The following is a 22,582-nucleotide window of genomic DNA, read 5'->3' on the forward strand; positions in this document are numbered from 1 at the left end:
CCTGAATCATATTACTTGGTCTTGAAGCTGAAAGAGCCGTCCCAGTCGAGCGGTGGCGGCATCTCCTTGTAATAATCAATACGCTCCCGGTAAAGTTGAACGAGAGCCTGATACTCGCCCTGTTGCTCAAGCTGCTGTATCAGATCCAGGGCTTCACCCCAACTCTTCATGTAATAGTGCTGCAGCATTTCATCAAACAGCGCTGCCCTACTGAGCAACCCGGAGTCTGGCTTTAATGCTGATGTATCGATCTGACCAACCGTGACATCCTGCTTCAGCCCCAAGGGCTCATAGATCCTGACCGCCTCCTGTTTCCCCTTCACCCTGACCTTGTCCAGTTCCCGATAAAGTATCGAATCAGCGGTTTGCTGCACCGTCATCTCACTGACCAGAATACCTGCGCCATATTGTTTGGTGAGGGATTCGAGCCGCGCACCGAGGTTTACGGCATCGCCCAGAACCGTATAGGCACGGCGGAACTCTGATCCCATATTACCGACCGTCATCATCCCCGTGTTGAGGCCGATTCCAATATGCAGCGGTGGCCAGCCTCTGGCCTCGAATACCGGGCGCAACTCGGCTGCCTTGTATTGCATCAGCAGCGCGGCCAGTACCGCATCACGGGCGTGCATCGGCGTCACCAGCGGTGCACCCCAGAAAGCCATCAGGGCATCACCGATATACTTGTCGATGGTGCCATCGAGGTCATGGACTATCTCGGTCATCAGCGACAGATAGGTATTCATCAGGCGAGCCAGTTCGGGAGCTGGCATGTTCTCGGAGATAGTAGTGAAGCTGCGCACATCGGAAAAGAGTACCGTCAACTCGCGGTTCTCTCCCTCCATTGAGGCCACCTGTGGATTATCTGCCAGAGCCTCCACCACCTTGGGCGGCACATACTGACCGAACAGCCCGGATATCTGTCTGCGGGTACGGGACTCGACAAACAGCCCATAAAGGATATGCAGCGAAAAAACACCGATAACCCCCACCACCAGTACCGCATCGGGAATAACCAGAAAAAGTGACTGCCAGGCCCAGAGGCTCAGACCTGTTATCACTCCCAGCAACAGCAGCGTCAGCAGCACAGAGATAGCAGGACCGAGCAGCGGCAGAAGCAGTGCCAACAAGCCTGCAAAGATCAGCAGGCCAACCACCTCCATCCCCTGCACAAAGGCGGGTTGCTGCTTGATATCATCGCGCAGTATCCCCTCGATCAGGCTGGCATGGATCTCCACCCCCGGAAAGGCATTGCCCATGGGCGTTGAACGAAGGTCCATCAAGCCCGGTGCGGTGGTGCCGACCAATACAATGCGGTCACGCAGGGAGCCCTCAGGCAGCTTCTGTTGCACGATATCGGTGGCAGGGATATAGGGAAAGCTGCCCTGAGGGCCGCGATAGGGGATCAATGCACTGACAGTGGCATCGACAGGAATGTAGCGATCAGCCACGCGCAGCCACTCGATCGCATGATACTGCTCTGAGCTGTCGTCGCCCAGAATCACCTGAGGCAGATGCCCGCCCAGATAATGACGCGCCGCCACCAGTGACAGGCTCTCATACAGATCACCTTCGAACTGAATCAGCATCGGTACCCGACGCGACAGCCCATCGACATCAAACAGAGGGGTAAAGTGCCCTGCACCCAGGGCATTACGCTGTAATTCAGGGATATTGGCACCGAAGCCGTCGGCCTGTACAAAGGAGATATTCAGCCCCTCCAGCTCCTCGCGCAAAAAGGTGGGGCCAGGCAGTTGTCCACTGCGGATTGCACCCTGTTCGGCATTGAAATAGTAGCCCAGCAGCACCGGCCGTCCCTGCATCGCCTCGGCAAACAGGGCATCGCGATCCAGCTCCGGGCGGAGCATCTCCAGTGCTGCGATGAACGCTGGCTGCTCGCTCAACTCACGTTCTGCCAGCGCCTCTAACACTGGCAGCCCACTGCTTTCATCTTTCTCGGCAAAGACCACATCAAACACCACCAGTGCCGCCTGCTGCCGTTCAAACAGCTCATCCAGCATCGCGGCCAGAATGTGTCGCGGCCAGGGCCAGCGTGCCACCTGCTGCAGGCTGCTTTCATCGATATCGACAATCACGACCACGGGTTCCGGGTCCGGCGTCGCAGTCAGTTTCAGGCGCTGGTCGTAACTCCAGGTGTCGAGCCGGGTCAGTGCTTCGATATGATAGAAAGCCAGTACATGCCCCAGCAGCAAAACGACCCAGAGCAGGCCCAGACTGCTGCGCAGAAGGTATCGCCCCAGGGTTCTGCGCCTCATCCGTATCAGCCTTTTGCTTTGGCCAGAATGGCTTCGATATCCACCTCGTCAATCTGTTCCGGGCTGAGAAATTCCTGAGCATATTTCAGCCATACCTGCTTGCGCACAAAGACCTCGAATATCTCCGGATCGATATGACCATTGGCCGAGAAGTTGGCCAGGATATTCAGCGACAGGTTCAGGCCCATCGGTTTCTTGTAGGGACGATCACTGGCAGTCAGTGCCTCGAAGATATCGGCAACCCCCATCACACGCGCCTGCACACTCATCTGATCACGGGTCAGTCCGCGCGGATAACCCTTGCCATCCATGCGCTCATGATGGCCCCCGGCATATTCGGGCACACTCTGCAGATGGTTAGGCCAGGGCAGGGCCTCCAGCATCTTGATGGTTGCCACGATATGGTTATTGATGATCTCGCGCTCCGCTCCAGTCAGAGTACCGGCACGGATCGACAGATTCTCCACTTCGTTTTCCGACAGGAAGGGTTGTGTCTCGCCATCCTGCACCCAGGAATAGCGACTGGCGATCTCCAGAATCAGCGCCTGATCCTCATCTCCCATTTTTTCCGAACCGATATTGGCCCGGCGCAGAAACGCCTGATCCTCATCCAACTGCTGCAACGCCTGAGCCATCTGAGCCCGGGCCTCTGCTTCCGGTGCTCCAGATGCAATCGCTTCCAGGCAGGCGATCTTCAGATCACGTCTGATCACCTCAAAACGGGTATCGATCAGATGAATACGATCAAAAATGGTTTCCAGCTTGGTGGCCTTATCGACCACATGCACCGGCGTCGTGATCTTGCCGCAGTCGTGCAGCAGGCCTGCAATACGCAGCTCATAGCGATCCTTTTCCGTCATTTCAAATCCGGCCAGCGGACCCTCTGAGGTCTCGTGTATCGCTTCTGCGATCAACATGGTCAGAGCCGGCACGCGCTGACAGTGGCCACCGGTATAGGGCGACTTCTCATCGATCGCGATGTTGATCATGTTGATGAAGGCTTCAAACAGCTCAGCAAGCTGCTGTATCAACTGGCGATTACGCAAGGCGATGGCTGCCTGCGACGCCAGTGAGTTGGCCAGCATCTCTGCTGATGAGCTGAAGGCACAGACCTCACCTGTGTTCGGATCAATAGAATTGAGCAGTTGCAGGACACCGATAATCTCATCTTCGTGATTCTTCATGGGCACAGTCAGAAAGGATCTGGAGCGATAGCCAGTGCGCTGGTCGAAGGCACGCGTACCGGAAAAATCAAACCCCTCGACATCATAGGCATCGGCGATGTTGACGCTCTCCCCGGTCAAAGCCGCATGAGCCACCACCATGGAATGGTTTGGACTGCCATCTTCGTGATAAAGCGGCAGTTCAGGAAAGGTGATCGGATTGCCGCTGGTCCCGCCGAAGGCCAGGCCGATGGAGTCGGTACGGACAATCGCAAAACGTACGGAACGGTGGTCATCCGAGATAAGATACAGGCTACCGCCATCGGCATGCGTGATCGTCTTGGCAGCCAGCAGAATGCGTTCCAGCAGTTTGTCGATATCCTGTTCGGATGAGAGCGCTATACCGATCTGATTCAGGTACTCCAGCTGCTCCGAAAGTTCCATCGTACGTGTCATACCCACCTCAGCCCGTTTGTCATGCCGCTCATCGACGTGATAAGAGTATAGAAAAGATGCACACTTGGCGCCATGCAACTCTTCTCTGAAAAACTCGCATCACGCTGGCGGCTCATTCGTCTGCTGGTGAGGTTCGCCTATGCGCCGGACACGTGTGGCCAGCGATGTATGTGTGATGACGCGTTTGATATTGGGCCATCGGTCAAACGCCTGGCGCAGCTCACCGATACGGTCCATTGAGTCAGCCTCGACGTACAGCATCAGATCCACATCACCACTGATTGAGTGTGCCAGGCGCACTTCAGGAATCGATTCAATCAATGCCTGCATCTCCTCACAACAAAGAGGGCTGAAGGTCAATTCAAAGTAGACACTGACACGATTACCCGCCAAGGCCGGTTTCAATACTGCCTGATAGCCCGCAATGACACCACTCTCCTCCATTCGGCGGATGCGCTCCTTCACTGCACTGCGCGACAGAAACACCTGACGACTGATATCACTGACCGACATCCGTGCATTTTTCTGCAGCAGATTCAGAATCAGACGATCGTAACGATCCAGCATGATGACTGTTTTCTCATTTTGACTGTGAAACCGCCAAAATGGCGGCCAATCCCCTCTTTTTGCAGGCGATTTTCCTGCTGCAGGGACCTAAGATTGGCAAAAATTCTAGCGGATTTACACTCATGAGTAACCTGAAAAAAAACCTAGGCATCCCTGCCGGTATCGCCATGACCGTCACGACCTTTATCGGCCCCGGTATTCTGATGCTGCCAGCCATGTCGGTAGATCGTGCCGGTGATCTGGCACTCACCACCTGGTGGCTGACGCTGCTGTTGGTAATGCCGATCGCGCTGGTCTTCGCCATGCTCGGCGCCAGATACCCTTCAGCCGGTGGCGCAGCACACTACGTCAAGGCAGCACTGAATGCACCACTGGGTAAAGCAGTTGGCTGGCTGTTTCTGTCGGTGCTGCTGGTCGGGCCCACTGTGGCTTTGAAAGTGGGCGCCAGCTATCTGGCACTGGCACTGGGCCTGCCACCCGAGTCGATTCTATGGCTGACACTACTGACCCTGGTGGCGGTACTGATGCTTGGCAATGCGGGTATCGAAGCTTCGGCCGGTATTCAGATCGCCATCGTACTGGCACTGATCATCGCCGTATCCTGGCTCAGTCTGCGTGGTGCCCCTTCTGCCGTAGGGTTTCGTATCCCCGCTACCCAGCAGGACTGGCTGCTCAGTCTGAGCACCGTCGGGATCGTGTTCTGGTGTTTCATGGGGATTGAGGTCATGGCGCACATGGGGGCTGAATTCCGGCGCCCCCAACGTGACTTTCCGATAGCCCTGTTGATCGGTCTGGCCATTGTCGTCGCCTGCTACCTCGCCACGGTGATGCTGATAAGACAGTATCAGGTCTATGGTGATGAACTGACCAACAGTCAGTCGTTTGGACTGCTGGTTGTGGAAATTCTCGGCGCTGGCTGGAGTCGGGCTTTCGCCATCGGTGCCTTTGCCATTGTTTTTGCCAATGCGCTGATCTATCTGCTGGGCTTTGCACGCATGATACTGTCACTTTCTCAATCAGGCGCACTGCCTGTCTGGTGTGGCCACACTAACCTTAAAGGTGCACCGGCCAACGCCTTGCGGATATGCATTGTGATCTGTTGCACCTCCATCGCGCTGATGGAGGTGCTGGCACTGCCGGTTGATCATATGATCGAGATGACCAATGGCGTCTTTATCACGGTTTATGGTCTGGCGTGTTTCGCGGCCTGGCGACTGACACGCGGAATCGGGCGCTGGCTCTCTGCCATCGCCTGCGCCAGTTGCCTCCTCATAATGCTGAAGATAGGAGTCGCCATGCTCTATCCGGCCCTGATGCTGGCAGCAGCCTGCCTGATCGAAACCCTGCGCTATCGCCGCTCTCTTTCGATGCCTGTCTGATTATATTCGGTGTTTTCTGCATATGCCTCCCTGATCGCCATGATCTGCGGGAGGCATTTCAGAAACAGCGGTATCAGCTCGGGATCAAAATGCTTTCCGGTATTATCTTCCAGATACGCAATGGCACGTTCCACCGACCAGGGCTCCTTATAGGGACGTCGCGTCGTCAGGGCGTCAAAGACGTCCGCGACAGCAACAATTCGTGCAGACAGTGGAATGGCCGTACCTTTCAAACGCTGTGGATAACCACTGCCATCCCATTTTTCATGGTGATGCAGAGCAACGGTTCTCGCCAGTGTCAGGAGCTCTGAATCCGGGTTTTCGCCGATGATGCCTGCCCCTATCTCGGCATGCCCCATCATGACCTCCCACTCCTCAGGTGTCAGCTTACCCGGTTTCTGCAACACCGCATCCGGAATGCCTATCTTGCCGATATCATGCATTGGAGCCGCATGCATCAAAAGCTCGGCCTCTGCCTCACTCATACCCGCCGCCAGAGCCAGTACACGGGTATAAAGGCTCATGCGGATAACATGCAGACCTGTTTCGTTATCCTTGAACTCGGCAGCCCTGCCCAGGCGCTGAATAATCAGCAGCTGCGTTGCATACAGCTGCTCTGTACGTTGCCTGACCTTGGCTTCCAGCTCCCGATTACGATCATAAAGTGCCAGATGAGTCTGCACTCTTGCCAGCACGATCGGCGGGCTGATCGGCTTGGTGATGTAGTCGGCAGCACCCAGTTCGAAACCTCTGATTTCGTCGGCGATCTGTATTTTAGCGGTAACGAAAATCACCGGTATATGGCGGGTCAGCGGATCTGCCTTGAGGCGTCTGCACACTTCGTAGCCATCCATATCCGGCATCATGATATCCAGCAATATCAGATCAGGGGGTGAGCCTGACTGGATGATCTGCAACGCCTTTTCACCTCGCGTGGCGGCCTTCACCTGATACTCTGCCTTGAGAATACCGACCAGCACATCAATGTTTTCCGGGGTATCGTCCACCACCAGAATGGTCTGACGTTTCAGACTTTCCATAAATCGCTGACCTCGCTCCATCGCTGTTAACTCCAATACTTCATTCTGACCTGTCGCTACTCTCGCCGGTACGACTATCATTCAACCTGTTCATCAGTTTAGTCAAAGCCAGCAAAGCTGCCTCAAAATCATACTGAGAAACCGCTTTTTCAATCTGATCCAGATGCAGGTCAGTGCCGATAATATGCCGGACCTTTAACAGTGTTGCCTGCGCCTGGGTATCATCATCGTGCAGTTGCTGATCAAGTGTCAGCAGCAATTCATTTACCGCTTCACTGTTTTGTCTGCCCTGGTCAGCTTCAGCTGAAGCTGCATTTCCATCATCAATAGCGACCCATACCGGTGGCTGAGCCTGAAGGGGTCTGAGCAGCGCAATCAGCGCCTTCAGATCCTTTTCAAGTCTCGGTAGTAGGCGATCACAAGACTCATGATCACCCTGCTCAATCGCCTGCTCCAGTTCCGCCGCAAGTTGTTGCAGCGCTATGGCCCCGATATTTCCGGCCAACCCCTTGAAGGTATGTGCCAAACGTTCAGCCAGTGCCTTATCCCCGACTGCCAGCGCAGAGGTTATCTTATCCACAATATCGGCCTGACGGTCACGAAACTGTAGCAGCAGTTTCAGCATCAGCTGTGCATTGCCACCCAGGCGTGCAAGCGCATCCAGAAGATCGATTCCTTCCAGACCCTCCAACAGCTCCATCTCTACCAGCCCATTATCGCTTGTAACAGTCTCTTCCTGTATATCAACTTCCAGCCAGTGTCTGAGCACAGCAAACAACTGCTTCAAATCTATCGGCTTACTGATATGATCATTCATTCCTGCCGCCAGACAGCGCTCACGATCACCAGCCATCGCATTGGCGGTCATCGCGATGATCGGAAGCCCATCATAACGAGCATCGGCTCTCAAGCGTCTGGTGGTTTCAAACCCATCCAGCACCGGCATCTGCAGATCCATGAACACCAGTGCAAACCTCTGCTTTTCAAGCAAAGCCAGTGCCTGCACACCATCACCGGCTATCTCTACCTGGAACCCCGCCGTTTCCAGCAGTTCCCGCGCCAGCTGCTGGTTCATCTCATTATCTTCCACCACCAGCAATGGCAACCCCGGGTTGCGGATACCTGCTGACAGCGCCTGGATGCTGCCGCTGTGCTCCTCCCTTTCCCTGACAGCACTCAGACTGAAGGCACTGATGATCGCATCAAACAATGTAGAAGGATTGACCGGTTTGGTCAGGTAACCATCCACTTCCAGCCCCTGTGCTTGTGTCATCAAGTCATCACGACCATAGCCCGTCACCATCACGACTCTGGGTGCCTTGTCATGCAGTTGCCCGCGTATCTGACGCACCGCCGCCACACCGTCAAGGCCGGGCATTTTCCAATCCATCAATACCAGATCAAAAGGGTGACCTGCCAGAAAAGCCGCCGCCACATCCGTCACGGCCTGCTCGCCGGACTGGCAGCTTTGCGCATGAAAACCGAATTGCTCAAGATAGCGCAACAGAATTTCTCGGCAGTGCACATTATCATCCACTATCAGTACACTGATACGCTGCAACGAGCCCGGCACCATCAACTCCGGCTCCTCCTGAGCCTGCTCCAGTGCAAACTCTGCGGTAAAAGTGAAACAGCTGCCCTTGCCCGGTTCACTGCTTACCTTGATATCCCCCCCCATCAGTTTGACCAGGCTCGATGCAATACTCAGCCCAAGCCCTGTGCCACCATAACGCCGCGTGGTCGAACTGTCGGCCTGAGAAAATGCCTGAAACAACTTTGCCTGTTCAGCCAGAGAGATGCCTATGCCGGTATCCTGAACCTCAAACTGCAGCAGTGCTGTTGACTGGTCGACCAGGACAGGCTTTATACGCAGTATCACTTCACCCCTGTCTGTGAACTTGATTGCGTTATTCACCAGATTGATCAATATCTGTGACAGCCGCAGCGGATCACCACGTAAACCTGCTGGCAGATCAGGCGCCATATCGATCAGCAGCTCCAGCCCCTTTTCATTAGCCTTGAAGGCAACGATCGATGCCAGACGGTCCATCACCTCATGCAGCTCCAAGTGCGTTGATTCCAGCTGCAGCTTGCCGGCCTCTATCTTGGAAAAATCCAGAATATCATTGATGATACCCAACAGAGATTGCGAGGCGGTGTTGATTTTATTGAGATAATCATACTGCTGTGGATCCATGTCGGTCTGCAAAGCCAGATGTCCATAGCCGATAATCGCATTCATCGGCGTGCGTATCTCATGGCTCATATTGGCCAGAAAGCTGGACTTGGCCGCCGTCGCTTCTTCCGCCACCCTGCGCGCCTGATTCAACTCACTGGTGCGAGCTGCAACCAGCTGTTCCAATTTATAGTTGGCCGCATACAACATCTGCCGCATCCGTTCCTGCGCATCCACCAGTTGCCTGAACTCTTTGATCTGAGTGGGAATGTCAACACGCTCTGACAACTCCAGTGCACCGATACGATCGCTGGCTCTTGCCAGCTGCTGCAGGGGCGCTGCAAACCTTGCAGCCATCTGCCGAATTACCAGCAAGGATATCAGCAAGACCAGGGCCAGAATCACCAGCAACACCTGGCGGTGATACTGAGCACCGGGAATAAATGCCGATTCAGGCGCGAAAACGCCAATCCACAACCGTTTGTCACCGGCATCAAAGGCACTGAAATGCCTGAACCAGTACTCGCCCTCACTGCGGTAGCGGTGGGTCTGACTATCCGACATGCCTTCAGCCGACCAGCTTTTCAGCCCATCCAGCAATGGCCCCGTCAGCACCTCTTCTGCAGGCAGCAGGACAGCCTCTCGAATACCATCTCCTCTCTGAAAGCGATCTTCACCCGGTACACCCAGGAGCAACCCCTCGTCCGTCATCACCAGCGTCCGCCCCTTGCTGGCAAAACTGATGCTGGATGTGAAGCGCGACAGGTCCGTCAGCATCACATCAAACGCCAGCACCAGCGTTCTTCCCTGATGATCCTGCCAGCGCATTGAAGCGCTGATACCCGCATCCCCGGTCGTCAGAAAACGATAGGGCTCGGTCCAGTGAACCTTTCCTTCCGGTGTTGCCATGGCCCCGGTAAACCACGGGCGCTGCAAGGGCGAGTAATCGCGGGTTTCCATGCGAGTGAAGGGTGTCTGATGCAGGGTCTGCCAATCCTGCCAGCGCACCTGGCCGGGCCACTCCCCTGGATTGGTCAGCCGATTGGTCCAACTGCCATCCGGACGTTTCAGCAGCAGCCATTCAGTTCCCGCATCGGTGGCAAAGAGGACCGAAGAAACCTCCTCTGAGTGCGACAGCACCGGCATCAGCAGGGTATTCAAGGTCGGCCAGTCTGCGGGCTCCAGATACTCGTTATCAATCCACTCCCGTCCCGAAAGCAGGAGCCGCTCGACCGTCCCGAATACCTGCTCAAGCTCCAGCTCAACACGATTCGCGACCTGCTCAACCTGAGCCTGAGAGATCTCCTTCGTTGCTGGATCTATGACCAGAAAGTAGATGGCGGCATACAGACTGCCGATCGCCAGCAATAGGAGCGATAGCACATGACTGACCAGCTTGTGGCGTATCGAGACTCTGCGCTGTTCGCGCTTGTCTGACTGCTCGACTGACATCCCTTCATCCCTGTTTCAAGCGCAAGAATAATATTACAAAACTAGATAACTGATTCCATTTCAATCTGTTATAACCCAGTCGCGTCAGTTTTACAGCCACTGACGATAGAATTCATCAAAATTTTATCAACAGGGTGAACAGGCTCTCTGAAAACTGAAAAAACTGCAAAAAAAAACCGATCCACTCAGATGGTTTAGAGCAGATCGGCCTTTATTTCAAGCTGGACACTCTGATCAGCCTGAGCTGACAGAGTCCAGAAGCAGTTTAACTTGTGATCAGTTCAGACCACCCATCTCTTCGATCAGTTGCTTGTAGCTCTCGATCTGACCTGCCAGCTGAGCCTTGACGGCTTCACCCTCAATGAACACAACAGGCATCAGAATCCGCTCTTCAGTGATCTCGATAAAGCGGGGATCCTTGGTAGCCGCTTCCAGTGCTTCAGCCAGGCGAGTGATATGACTTTGTGGTGTATTGTTCGGCACCATCACGACACGAATTTCACCGGGGTCTATCTCATAGCCCAGCTCACGCAGGGTCGGAGCATCCGGGAAGGCAACCAGACGATCATCCGCCAGACTCACCAGAACGGGCATTTCACCAGTTTCAGCATAGCCGGAGTGAGTACCGCCACTGTAACCGAAGTCCACGTCACCAGACAGGATCAGCGGCGCCATACCGGCACCACCTGCGGTCGGTACGATACGGAAGCTGACACCTTCCTGCTTGGCGATATAGTCGATCAGCAGGCGATCCAGCGTTGTCTGAGTGGCATAGCTGACACCCGGATTAGCCTTGGCGTATTCAATCAGCTCGGACCAGTTGGAGAAAGGACGGCCTTCACCTGTAACGATGGCAGACTGCCCCAGCGTTACACCGGCAACATAACTGAAACTGTCCAGATCATAGGAGGTTGGAGCGGCCAGAGGGCCGAAGGTAATGGTGGAAGAGGTACCGAAAACAAAGGTATAGCCCTCATCACGGCTGTTGGCCAACTGGGCCAGTGCGACACCGCCACCGGCACCCGGACGGTTGATGACATTGACCTGCTGCCCCAGATGCTCACCCAGAACGTTGGCCAGTACACGGCCCTGAATATCAGTACTGCCACCGGGATTGAAACCGATCACCATATTCAGTGGCTTGGTTGGAAAGTCTGCTGCCTGCACCGCAACGCTACCCAGAGCAATCGCCCCTGACAAGATCGCCGTTTTAAAGATTGTTTTAATTTTCATTCTGTTTTCCCCAGTAGGTTATTATAGATCTGCCCTGTTTGCCGGGCAGTCAGTCTTCGCGGGTCAGTCCCGCTTTTTTTCGCTGCCTCATCGCACTCCAACCAAAATGGAGCAGCAACAACACAGTAGCAACAATAAATACAACCGCAATCGGCCGCTGAAGCAATATGGCTGCATCACCACCCGACAGGATAATCGACTGGCGCATGTTCAGCTCCAGCATCGGTGTTACGATGAAAGCCACCAGGAAGGTCACAAAAGAGTAATCAAATTTCTTCAGGAAATAACCGAGAATGGCAAAGCCAAACACCACCAGCAATCCGAAGGTGCCATAGCCCTGAACCTGAATTCCGGCCAGACAGAGAAAGATTACAATCGGAATGACCAGATGCTGAGGAATGTTGGTGATGCGGGCAAACACGCGCAGACCATACCAGCCGATCGCCAGCATCAGCAGGCTCGCCACCAGCATGCCCGAGAAGATGGAGAAAAGCATCTCAGGCTGCTCACGCAGCATCAGGGGGCCAACCGTAATACCATGAATCATGAAGGCACCGACCAGCAGGGCCGCTGATACACTCCCCGGTATACCCAGACCAAACAGCGGAATGTAACTTGCCGGAATCACTGCATTATCTGCTGATTCTGCCGCAGCGATACCACGCGGGTCACCCTTGCCATAGGTGCTTGGATCCTTGGCCGCACGCTTGGCTGCGCCATAGGACATGAAGGAGCCCACCGACGGGCCAAGGCCTGGCAAGGCACCGACAAACGCACCGATCGCCGTACCCCGCAGGATCGTCGGCACGGTCATTTTGAACTCTTTCCAGCTCAGGTCGTCCTTCTTGGAGTCACCGAGGTTAATGGCAGACTGATTGCGGTTGCGGCGATATTCATCCAGCTGCACAAACATCTCGGACAGTGCCAGCGTACCGATCACCAGGGGCAGAATCGGCACCCCTTCCATCAGCTCATAAAAGCCGAATGTCAGGCGCATCGCGCCCGTTTCAGGATCAAGCCCCACCGTGCCCAGCACAATACCGAGACCACCGGCCGCCATCCCCTTGAGAAACGAGCCACCGGCCATACCAGCAATGAAGATCAAGGCAAAGACCAGAATCGCCGCCAGTTCATAGGGACCAAACTTGAGGGCAACGGCCGCAAAGGGTATCGCGACACCGATCAACAGGAGTGTTGCCAGCAGGTCACCGATCACGGAGGCCAGCAGACCGATCTTCAAGGCGGTGCGTGGACGTCCGTCGCGTGCCATGGGGTAGCCATCAAGACAGGTTGCCGCTGATGATGCCTCACCCGGTGTATTGAGCAGAATCGCCGATACGGCACTGCCGGCAGCCGTCCCCTTGGACAGACCGATCAGAAAGGAGATTGCCGCATAGGGCGACATGTAGAAAGTCAGTGGAATCGCGATGGCGATAGCGACAGATCGGTTCAGGCCGGGAATAACCCCGACAATATAGCCCATCAGAACACCACCGAAGATGACGAAGATGGATTCCCAGCTCAGTGCGATCGCAAAAGCATCGCTGACAGCATTAAAATCAGGCACTTAAACGACTCCAATTCGCATCAGATAAACGGTCAGTATATACAGACCCAGCGTGGGCAGACCTGTACAGATCAGATAGATGGTCCAACGCCGTTCACCGAGAATGAACAGCAGGGCACCTATCAGGATTGGCGCTATCCAGGTTAATGGAAAGTAGATCGCAAGGCAGATAAAGACCAGCACATAGAGAAACGGCCAGACATGATGCCAGAGTTCATCAAGGCTGACCCCCACGATGACAGGCTCTTTCGCCTTGATCATGTGGATGAGAGACGTTACGACAAGCAGACCCGCGAACAGCAGGATAACCCAGGCACCGATAGTGGCAACCAGTTGCGGCGGCAGACCAAATGAGAAGCCGCCTCCACCATATTGCGGTATTATCCAGGTTAGCAGCATGACTGCAAATGCAGTGGTGGCCAGACCCGACCAGAAATTGATTCTCAACATGACTTAGACAATCCGTTGGTTATTATAATTGATTTGTTTATACAATCTGTTCTATAGGCAGATTTTTTTATAACTACCTGCTTATGGTTTCACAGAGCCCCCGGCCAGTCAATGTTTTTGGTCAGCTCAGATTCTCCATCATCCACTGTTCCAGCTCTCTGGGAGTCTGAGCTGGACTGAAATAGTATCCCTGGCAGATGTGGCATCCCAGTTCTCGCAGTAGATCCAACTGTTCAGCTGTTTCGACACCCTCAGCCACCACATCCAGCCCAAGATTATCAGCCATGTTTATTATTGTATAGACAATAGCCTGATCCCGGGTCTGTTTCGTCAGACTGCGCACGAAGCTCTGATCTATCTTGAGACGATCTATCGGAAAATTCTTCAGGTGCGCCAGTGAGGAGTAACCGGTACCGAAGTCGTCAATCGACAGGTGAATACCTGCAGCCTTCAGCGCATTCATGGTGTCCAGCGAGTGATCAGCATAATCCATGATGATACTTTCGGTCAGCTCCAGCTCCAGATACCGGCCATCAAGCGCCGCATTGGCAAGTGCCTGCTGTACTTCGGCATCCAGCTCACCGCGTTGAAACTGTTTGCCCGACAGATTGACAGACATGAACTGCAGCGGATATCCGGCATTGATCCAGACACTCATCTGCAGGCAAGCCGCCTGAATCACCCAGCGGCCAAGGGGCAGAATCAGTCCGGTTTCCTCGGCAATCGGAATAAACTGACTTGGTGGCAACATCTCACCACTGCTGACCTCCCAGCGCAACAGGGCCTCAACACCCACTACTTTGCCTGTCTCGATCGACATCATTGGCTGGTAGTGCAGGACAAACTCCTCATTGTCCAGCGCCCTGCGCAGCGCATTTTCCAGTTCCAGACGCTGGCGGGCACGCTGAGTCAGCTCCTCAGTAAAGAAACAGTGCTGATCCCGGCCACGGCTTTTGGCCACATTCATCGCCGTATCGGCATACTGCACCAACTCCAGTGCATTGCCGGCATCCTCGGGATAAAGGCTGATACCAATACTCGCCCCTACCACGACATCATGTCCGGTAGACAGTGTGACAGGCTGCTTCAACAGATCCAGTATTGACTGTGCCACCGTCGCGGCCTGGTCAGGATGACTGACCCCCTCCATCACCAGCATGAACTCATCACCACCCAGGCGAGCCAGCGTATCCTCCTTGCGCAGGTGGTATTTGATCCGTGTCGCTATCGCCTTCAGAAACTCATCGCCGGCAGAGTGCCCGAAGCTGTCATTGATGGTTTTGAAGCGATCCAGATCCATGTAAAGTGCGGCAACATGGTGGCCGCTGCGTTGTGCCTGCTCCACTGCGTGATCCAGGCGCGAGAGCAGTAACAACCTGTTCGGCAACTGTGTCAGGGGATCGTAGTGTGTCAGATGCTCCAGTTGGGCCTCCGAACGTTTCTGATGACTGATATCGCTGAACACGCCGATATAGTTGGTTGCCCGCCCCTGCTCTCCGTAAACGGTATTCAGTCTCAGATACTGTGGGTACAGCTCACCATTCTTGCGCCGATTCCAGACCTCCCCCTGCCAGGCACCGGTTTCCAGCAGTGATGCCCACATCGCTTGATAGAAATCGCAGGCGTGACGCCCGGATTTAAGCAGAGCAGGCGTTGTACCCACCACCTCCTCTTCACTGTAACCGGTGATCTCGGTGAAGGCTGCATTGACTGCCTGGATATGCGCCTGAAGATCGGTGATCAGCACACCATCACTGGTATTTTCAAACACTGCAGCCGCCTCTCTGAGACGCGCTTCAGTGCGTTTTTGCTGCGTAATGTCATTGAGTGTGCCGACGATATCGCACAGTTCATCCTGATTTTCCTGCAGCAAGCGCATCTCATGGCGCAACCACATTGAGACCCCATCGGCATGAGGTAGTGGATGCTCAATAGTACAGCTTCCCTGCCTGAACAGCGTCTTCAGCGCCTGATTATGCTCCACCCCCTGAGGGAAAAATGTCTGCTGCCACCACTCAGGCTGCAGCGCCTGACTGACATCATAGCCGGTGATTTCGGTAAAGTTTTCACTGATCCAGACCGCTCTGATGCTGTTGTCATGCATTCGCAGGTTATAGAGCACTGTCGGGCTGGCAGAAAGCAGGTGTGCAAAACGCTGATTCACCTCAAGCAGCCGCTTGCGCTCCTTCAGCAACTCAGCACTGCGGAACACCTTCTGCATCAAGGCTGCCAGCTCATACAGATAGCCATCATGCTTTGCCAGGTAGTCATCAATACCCAGATTGATTGCCTGTGAGGCGATCTCCTCAGTCCCCTGCCCCGTTATCAGAACGATGGGCAATTCCAGCTTGCGTTCGTCACGTATGATTCGCGCCAGCTCAAGTCCGTCCATACCCGGCAGCCGAAAATCCAGTAACAGAAGATCAAAGCTGTTGGGCTCATCCGCAGACACGGGTAACAGGGACAGTACTGAAGTAGCATCTCTGACGGCAGTGAGTCTGATCTGGGGAGCATGCTGGCTCAGATGGCGCCGGGCTAGATCAATATCAAAAGCGTTATGTTCCGCATATAGAACACGTAAAAGGCTATGCGAACGAACCGCATTGGTGCGATAGCGGGTCAATGCCTGCAGCATGATCTGCGCCAGCCTCTTCAGATAGCTGTCACGCTTGACTATGTAGTCATCAGCTCCCGCCTTGAGTGCACTGATGGTGGCATTATGGTCGCCCTGTCCGGTCAGAATCACCACTGCCATCGGAAGCTGTCTCTCTCTGACGTAAGTAAGCGCTTCGATACCCGAACCATCAGGCAGGGAGAGGTCGGTCAGTAACAGATCAAACACCTGTGTACCGTTCAGTTGCTGCATTCCTTCGGCCAGCGTGGCAGACAGTGTCAGGCTGATCTGGGGATGGGAGGCCGCCAGCATCCGTCTGGCAAGATCAGCATCTGCAATATTGTCCTCTATGTAAAGTACGCGCATTCGAGGCTTCCTTTAACACGATCTTTAGGTGCTATCTGTAGGTGCTATCTGTAGGTGCTATCTGATGGCATTATCTGTTGTCGTTATCTGCCAGTCACTTTTTAATCACTACCTTTGCGGCTGATTGAGCACGCACCAGTACAACTCGATCTGTTCGGCCACCTCAATGAACTTGGCAAAATCAACCGGTTTGGTGATATAGGAATTGGCGCCCAGCTTGTATGCAGTCTGAATATCCCGATCCTCACCTGAGGAGGTCAGCACCACAACGGGCACACCGCACAGACTCGGATGGGACTTGATCTCACGCAGTACATCCAATCCATCCACTTTCGGCAGCTTCAGGTCCAGCAGAATGACTACCGGCAAAGGCTCACCGGCTTCCCAGCGCTTAATGAACGCCAGTGCTTCCTCCCCGTCGCGCGCCACTTCGATCGGATTGGCGAAGCGTTTGCGTTTGAAAGCACGCAGCGTCAGGTCCAGATCGACCGGGTTATCTTCGACCAGCAGTATCGGTTGTGTTGTAACATCCAGACTCATGTTCTGAACTCCAGATAAAAGGTAGATCCTTTGCCGACAGTGCTTTCAGCCCACACCCTGCCGCCCATGCGTTGCATCGCCTTACCGACCAGTGCCAGTCCTACTCCAGTGCCGGCGTAATCTTCAGGCCGATGCAGCCTCTGAAAAATCTGAAAGATACGGTCATGATACTTCATATCAAAACCAACACCATTATCTTTGACCGATATCAGAATTCGCTCCTCATCCTGCTGTGCAGTCACTGCTATACTGGGCTGCTCGCGCCCGGCAGTGAATTTCAGTGCGTTACTCAACAGATTCCTTAACACCATCCCCAACCCCTCTCTGTCGATCAGCAACTGAATCGGTGGCACCTCCACAGCCACAACGACATCCGGATAGCTTTCAACGGCTAATTGAAAATCAATTACCTCGGCCACCAGATCACCGAGATTGACCTGCCGCTCCTCCAGCAAACGTCGCTCCATTCTCGAATAGGCAAGCAGGTCCTCGATCAGCTGATACATCTGCTTCACACCGGCACGGATATTCTCAACAAAGTAGCGACCCTCTTCATCCAACTGCTCGGCATAAGACTCATGCAGCAACTGGCTGTAACCATCAATTCCTCGCAGCGGTGCCTTAAGATCGTGCGATACGCTGTAGGAGAAAGCCTCAAGCTCTTTATTTGCCGCCGCCAGCCTCTCGGTCCTTTCCTCAACCCGCTTCTCCAGGTCGGATACCAGCAAGGCTACCTGAGCTTCTGCCTCCTTGAGCTCAGTAAAGTCATGCAGCACACCATGAATCCGTGTCACCTCACCCTGTTCATTACGGGTCAGCCAGGTGCGATCATCCACCCAGATCCAGTCACCATCCTGACGTGCGACACGATACTCCTGGCGGTAATCATCCGGCCCGGAGGATAAGTGTTCGGTCACTTCCTGAATGATCCGATCGCGATCATCCGGATGGATGATATCGATAAAATTTATCCTTCCACTCTGAAAATCCTGCTGTGAATACCCCCAGGCGATGATACTGTCGCTGACGAAATTAACCGGCCACCCCGGCAGGTTCTGCCACTCGAATGCCACAACCGGCGAACGCCCTATAAGCTCGGCCAGCAGCTCAAGCTGATCACGTCTGGAACGCATCTCAGCAGCCATCAGATCCACTGCGCGACCTATCGCTGCCAGTTCGTCATAGCCATACAGACCAGTTCTGGCATCCAGATTCCCGGCCCCTATCGCTTTGAGCGCATTGATCAGTAGTCGGCTGCGCCTGAACCATATCAGATATAGCAAAACCGCCAGCAGCATGGCAAAGAGCAGAGAAAAAAAAGCAACCTGCAGTGAATCCTGACGCGCCTGCGCCGCTCTTTCCGCCTTGGGCTGTGACAGGTCACTGCTCAGAATAAGATGATATCCGGGATTTATCGGTGTGTAAGACAGCAGAAGCTGCCTGTTTTCCACGGTTGTTATGCTGACGCTGAGTGGACGCTGCCTGATAAGATGCACCACCTGCTGTGCCAGCTCTTCAGTCACATTTTCCAGAATACCGTTCAAAGGCTGCTCCAGTTGCGTTCTGACCAGAGAGCCGACCACCACATCATTTGGATCGATCAACCAGGCGTGGGTTATATTTCGCCGCATCCCCAACCCAGCCACACGACGCTGGACCATCTGGCGATCCCCCAGCATCAGATAGCCTTCCAGGGAACTCTGCTCAATACCCAGGCGCTCTTTGAGACTGACAACCTCCTCTTCAGTGACCGAGCGCTCCACGGTTTTCAATGCCAGCAAGTGGTGAACAGACGCACCAGACAGTGCGATGAATGCCAACAGCAGCGGGGTCAGCACACGCCCCGGAAGATACAGCAGAGAACCGGGTTTCATCGAACCTCCCCCCTCTTGAGCTGCGCCTGCCGGGCATATTGATCGTCGAGCAGTAATGACCAGTCAGGTGCTTCAGACAACATCTGCTGCTCAATCAGGATACTGACCAAGAGCCGGGATGCCTGTGCCAGACCGGGATCATCGCCCTGTAACAGAGACACTGAGTCATTGAGGTTATGGAAATAGATGCCATTGAAGGCGGTCAGATACTCCTGCGGCGTCAGCTCAGAGCCTCTGACCAGCAGCTCCACCGCCGCATCGGTATGCTTGTTCAGAAATTCAAGACCCTGCTCCCAGCCCACCAGCAGATCCACCAGCGATTGGCGTCTTCGGGGTGACAGATCATTGCGCACAACCAGTACATCCACCAGCTCACCCGGCATCCAGCCGCTGCTGAACAGTTCGTTATAACCATCAGCCAACAACCGACTGCGCATCGGCTCATAGGTGATCACGGCATCGACCTGCCCGCTCCTGAGCGCCTTTTCATGCAGGGGTGCATCCATATATTGCAGGTGCAGATCACTCAGACTGTATCCACCGACCATCAGCATTCCTCGCAGCAGGAGCCTTCCTACCGCCCCATCCTCCAGCGCCAGCCGTTTGCCCTGAAGGTCCTGCAGCGTTTGGATCGAAGGCTTGGCAATAATGCCGTCAGCCCCATCCGACAGGCTCAGTACACCGACAATCTGAAGCGCAACCCCCTCCTCAACCAGGCGCAAGGCTTCATCCAGTGTCAGGGAAGCCGCCTCAAGTTCACCATTGCGCAGATTACGCTTGGTTTCCGCGATGGAGCTGAGCTCTACGACTCTCACGCGCGGTGCTTTCAGCAGATCCAGGTCCCGAGCAAGAATGAAAGGATCATTCCCGAGCCATGCACTGATACCCAGGCGCAGAGGTGGCTCGGGAACCTCACTGCACCCGTTTATCAGCACTATCAACAGCATGGACATCAGAATCAAACGCACTGATCACCTTCCGTCACAAGATTTACCTCAACTGATACTAGCACCATTGCCTGTTTTAAACCTACCTCCTGAAGATGGACTAATATCCGAGACATGACTGGTCAGACCAGATAAGGGAAATGTCATGGCAAGGTGCTGATTATCGTTATACACTTGGCCGCTGATACTGGGCTCTCTGTATCCGGCTGTATCTGCAGTCTTGGGCGTTGAGCTGAATACTTATAAAATAAAAACGTTAATAAGAGGAATCCAAAGTGCGAGCATTGGCACTTCTAGTTCGTCTGATATGTGGGATAAACCAGTTACTGGGAGTGATCTTCTCCTGGTTCTCGCTCGGCATCGTCCTGGTCTGTTTTACCGTTGTGGTCCTGCGTTACTTTTTCTCCACCGGCTTTGTCTGGATGCAGGATCTCTACGTCTGGCTCAACGGCATGATGTTCATGGGGATCGCTGGTTTCACACTGCTGAAAAACGGCCATGTCCGTGTCGATATCTTCTACCGCGAGGCCAGGGTCAAAACCAAGGCACTGGTGGATATGTTCGGCACAGTCGTGTTCATCGGCCCCTTCGTCTATGTGCTCTTCTATTACGGCTTGCCCTATGTGCAGCGCTCCTGGCGTTTCATGGAGGGATCGGCCAACTTCGGCGGCATGCCGGGGCTGTATATCCTGAAGAGTTTCCTGCTGGTGTTCGCCGTCGTGGTGGCCTTGCAGGCGCTGGCCATGTTCCTGCGCGGTGTGCTGGTACTGGCAGACCGTGAGGATCTGCTGCCGGAATCCCTGCGCTATCATGAAGGGAGTATCTGAGCATGGATCCGGTACTGCTTGGGGAGATCCTCTCCCTGCTGATGTTCTTCTCCATTATCGGCGTGCTGATGCTGGGCTTTCCGGTCGCCTTTTCACTGGCCGGCACGTCGCTGTTCTTCGGTACTCTGGGGTACTTCCTCGGGGTGTTTGACCCCTCCAACCTGTCCAGTCTGGCCCCGCGTTACATGGGCATCATGCTCAATGAGGTGCTGGTGGCGGTGCCACTGTTCATCTTCATGGGGATGATGCTGGAGCGCTCCGGGATTGCCGAGCAGTTGCTGATCACCATGGGTCGTCTGTTCGGTGCGTTGCGTGGTGGTCTGGGCTTATCCGTTATTGTGGTGGGTGCGCTGCTGGCGGCCTCCACCGGTATCATCGGCGCCACCGTGGTGACCATGGGGCTGTTGTCGCTGCCGGCGATGATGCGCGCAGGCTACGACACCAAACTGGCCACCGGGGTGATCTGTGCCTCGGGCACGCTGGGGCAGATCATTCCGCCCTCGACCGTGTTGATCTTCATGGGCGATATGCTGTCCGGCGTGAATGCGCAGGTACAGATGGCCAAGGGTAACTTCGCGCCGACACCGGTATCGGTCGGGGACCTGTTTGCCGGGGCGTTCATTCCCGGTCTGATTCTGATCGGTGTGTACATGAGCTGGATGATCTATAAGGCGATCCGTGAACCCGAGAGCTGCCCGGCACTGGAGGTGACGGCTGAGGAAAAAGCACGCCTGTTCCGCGATGTACTGGTGACACTGCTGCCGCCACTGCTGCTGATCGTGGCGGTACTGGGCTCGATTCTGACCGGTGTGGCAACGCCGACTGAGTCCGCCTCTGTCGGGGCGGTGGGCGCGATGCTGCTGGCGGCGATACGCAGCAAGCTGACCTATCAGAACCTGCGCCAGGTGATGACGGCGACGGCCAACACCACCACGATGATCTTCATCATCCTGCTGGGTGCCTCGGTCTTCTCGCTGGTGTTCCGTATGATGGGCGGAGAGGAGCTGGTCAGTGACTTCCTCAATAGTCTGCCGGGTGGCAAGCTGGGCGCGATCATCTTCGTCATGCTGCTGATGTTCGTTCTGGGTTTCATTCTGGATACCTTCGAGATCATCTTCATTGTGATCCCGATCACGGCGCCGGTGCTGCTGATGATGGATGTGCATCCGGTGTGGCTGGGTGTGATGGTGGCGGTGAACCTGCAGACCAGCTTCCTGACACCGCCGTTCGGTTTTGCGCTCTTCTATCTGCGCGGTGTGGCGCCGAGTACGGTCAGAACTTCGGATATCTACCGTGGTGTGCTGCCGTTTGTAGGGCTGCAGCTGTTCGTGATTGGCCTGCTGGTAGCCTTCCCGGGGCTGGTGACCTGGTTGCCTAATCTGATTTACGGCTCGTAGCCTGGATTAAGCAGATAAGAACCTATTAAAAAGCCCGCGCATACGCGCGGGCTTTTTGTATCTGATGACCGCGATCTTCCAACGGCCCTCACGATAGCTGTCAGGTCATATGGAAGAACTTCTGACGTGCAGCCAGGAAGGCCTGGTCAACCGTTTCGGTACGGGTACGCAGAACGTTCAGTGACTGCAGGAAGTGCTCAGTGGTCTTCTTGGTCAGAGCATCACCGCTTTCACGCAGCTCTGTGATGATCTCTTTTG

15 protein-coding genes are annotated in these 22,582 nt (G+C 54.7%); 3 read left to right on the forward strand and 12 right to left on the reverse strand.

From position 1 onward, the window contains the following. Window positions 1–11: 11 nt before the first annotated feature. The 3 genes from F7R27_RS15975 to F7R27_RS15985 form a co-directional block, all read right to left on the reverse strand. The gene (locus tag F7R27_RS15975) at window positions 12–2,276 is read right to left on the reverse strand and encodes a CHASE2 domain-containing protein (RefSeq protein WP_151705259.1); all 2,265 of its coding nucleotides are present in this window, start codon (window positions 2,274–2,276) and stop codon (window positions 12–14) included. Between the two features lie 5 nt (window positions 2,277–2,281). Beyond that, entirely contained in the window at window positions 2,282–3,895 is a 1,614-nt protein-coding gene (locus F7R27_RS15980) for an HD family phosphohydrolase (protein WP_151705260.1), read from the reverse strand. Window positions 3,896–3,994: 99 nt separating this feature from the next. Then, the gene (locus F7R27_RS15985; RefSeq protein ID WP_151705261.1) at window positions 3,995–4,462 is read right to left on the reverse strand and encodes an Lrp/AsnC family transcriptional regulator; all 468 of its coding nucleotides are present in this window, start codon (window positions 4,460–4,462) and stop codon (window positions 3,995–3,997) included. A 122-nt stretch (window positions 4,463–4,584) separates the two neighbouring features. On the opposite strand from F7R27_RS15985, the gene yjeH reads away from it, so the two are divergent. Further along, window positions 4,585–5,841, forward strand: a complete 1,257-nt coding sequence (gene yjeH, locus F7R27_RS15990; RefSeq protein WP_168927536.1) for an L-methionine/branched-chain amino acid transporter — start codon at window positions 4,585–4,587, stop codon at window positions 5,839–5,841. On the opposite strand, the gene F7R27_RS15995 is transcribed toward yjeH, so the two are convergent. The 9 genes from F7R27_RS15995 to F7R27_RS16035 all read right to left on the reverse strand — a co-directional run bounded on the left by F7R27_RS15995 (window position 5,811) and on the right by F7R27_RS16035 (window position 20,121). After that, window positions 5,811–6,962: a response regulator gene (locus tag F7R27_RS15995; protein WP_240776404.1), complete on the reverse strand. Its 1,152-nt coding sequence runs from the start codon at window positions 6,960–6,962 to the stop codon at window positions 5,811–5,813. The two genes, yjeH and F7R27_RS15995, sit on opposite strands and share 31 nt — an antisense overlap. After that, window positions 6,922–10,509 carry a response regulator gene (locus F7R27_RS16000; protein WP_151705263.1) on the reverse strand — a complete coding sequence of 1,196 codons (3,588 nt, stop codon included), beginning with the start codon at window positions 10,507–10,509 and terminating at the stop codon, window positions 6,922–6,924. Before F7R27_RS16000 ends, F7R27_RS15995 begins: the two co-directional genes overlap by 41 nt. 276 nt (window positions 10,510–10,785) lie before the next feature. Then, a complete protein-coding gene (locus tag F7R27_RS16005) occupies window positions 10,786–11,742 on the reverse strand; it encodes a Bug family tripartite tricarboxylate transporter substrate binding protein (protein ID WP_151705264.1) in 957 nt (318 codons plus the stop codon). Between the two features lie 49 nt (window positions 11,743–11,791). Then, window positions 11,792–13,309 (reverse strand): tripartite tricarboxylate transporter permease, encoded by a 1,518-nt coding sequence (locus F7R27_RS16010; protein ID WP_151705265.1) that lies wholly within the window; start codon window positions 13,307–13,309, stop codon window positions 11,792–11,794. After that, a complete protein-coding gene (locus F7R27_RS16015) occupies window positions 13,310–13,759 on the reverse strand; it encodes a hypothetical protein (protein ID WP_151705266.1) in 450 nt (149 codons plus the stop codon). 121 nt (window positions 13,760–13,880) lie between these two features. Next, the gene (locus tag F7R27_RS16020; RefSeq protein WP_151705267.1) at window positions 13,881–16,739 is read right to left on the reverse strand and encodes an EAL domain-containing protein; all 2,859 of its coding nucleotides are present in this window, start codon (window positions 16,737–16,739) and stop codon (window positions 13,881–13,883) included. Window positions 16,740–16,847: 108 nt separating this feature from the next. Further along, window positions 16,848–17,279, reverse strand: a complete 432-nt coding sequence (locus tag F7R27_RS16025; protein WP_151705268.1) for a response regulator — start codon at window positions 17,277–17,279, stop codon at window positions 16,848–16,850. Further along, window positions 17,276–19,153, reverse strand: a complete 1,878-nt coding sequence (locus F7R27_RS16030; protein ID WP_168927537.1) for a sensor histidine kinase — start codon at window positions 19,151–19,153, stop codon at window positions 17,276–17,278. Before F7R27_RS16030 ends, F7R27_RS16025 begins: the two co-directional genes overlap by 4 nt. Next, entirely contained in the window at window positions 19,150–20,121 is a 972-nt protein-coding gene (locus tag F7R27_RS16035; protein ID WP_151705269.1) for an ABC transporter substrate-binding protein, read from the reverse strand. The genes F7R27_RS16030 and F7R27_RS16035 overlap by 4 nt, the downstream gene beginning before the upstream one ends. Window positions 20,122–20,384: 263 nt before the next feature. On the opposite strand from F7R27_RS16035, the gene F7R27_RS16040 reads away from it, so the two are divergent. Both F7R27_RS16040 and F7R27_RS16045 read left to right on the forward strand, forming a co-directional pair. Next, window positions 20,385–20,927: a TRAP transporter small permease subunit gene (locus tag F7R27_RS16040; protein ID WP_206060536.1), complete on the forward strand. Its 543-nt coding sequence runs from the start codon at window positions 20,385–20,387 to the stop codon at window positions 20,925–20,927. 2 nt (window positions 20,928–20,929) lie between these two features. Continuing rightward, complete coding sequence (locus tag F7R27_RS16045) at window positions 20,930–22,324, forward strand: TRAP transporter large permease (RefSeq protein WP_151705271.1); 1,395 nt, start codon at window positions 20,930–20,932, stop codon at window positions 22,322–22,324. Window positions 22,325–22,582 lie beyond the last annotated feature (258 nt).

The organism is Nitrincola alkalilacustris (assembly GCF_008973755.1).
Lineage (GTDB): Bacteria > Pseudomonadota > Gammaproteobacteria > Pseudomonadales > Balneatricaceae > Nitrincola > Nitrincola alkalilacustris.

Bases quoted from the DNA above. Each gene is read 5' to 3' on its own strand.
- F7R27_RS16030 (WP_168927537.1), bottom strand. From the start codon at position 19,153: ATGAAACCCGGTTCTCTGCTGTATCTTCCGGGGCGTGTGCTGACCCCG.
- F7R27_RS16005 (WP_151705264.1), bottom strand. From the start codon at position 11,742: ATGAAAATTAAAACAATCTTTAAAACGGCGATCTTGTCAGGGGCGATT.
- F7R27_RS16000 (WP_151705263.1), bottom strand. From the start codon at position 10,509: ATGTCAGTCGAGCAGTCAGACAAGCGCGAACAGCGCAGAGTCTCGATA.
- F7R27_RS15975 (WP_151705259.1), bottom strand. From the start codon at position 2,276: ATGAGGCGCAGAACCCTGGGGCGATACCTTCTGCGCAGCAGTCTGGGC.
- F7R27_RS15980 (WP_151705260.1), bottom strand. From the start codon at position 3,895: ATGACACGTACGATGGAACTTTCGGAGCAGCTGGAGTACCTGAATCAG.
- F7R27_RS16020 (WP_151705267.1), bottom strand. From the start codon at position 16,739: ATGCGCGTACTTTACATAGAGGACAATATTGCAGATGCTGATCTTGCC.
- F7R27_RS15985 (WP_151705261.1), bottom strand. From the start codon at position 4,462: ATGCTGGATCGTTACGATCGTCTGATTCTGAATCTGCTGCAGAAAAAT.
- F7R27_RS16025 (WP_151705268.1), bottom strand. From the start codon at position 17,279: ATGAGTCTGGATGTTACAACACAACCGATACTGCTGGTCGAAGATAAC.
- F7R27_RS16015 (WP_151705266.1), bottom strand. From the start codon at position 13,759: ATGTTGAGAATCAATTTCTGGTCGGGTCTGGCCACCACTGCATTTGCA.
- F7R27_RS15995 (WP_240776404.1), bottom strand. From the start codon at position 6,962: ATGATAGTCGTACCGGCGAGAGTAGCGACAGGTCAGAATGAAGTATTG.
- F7R27_RS16045 (WP_151705271.1), top strand. From the start codon at position 20,930: ATGGATCCGGTACTGCTTGGGGAGATCCTCTCCCTGCTGATGTTCTTC.
- yjeH (WP_168927536.1), top strand. From the start codon at position 4,585: ATGAGTAACCTGAAAAAAAACCTAGGCATCCCTGCCGGTATCGCCATG.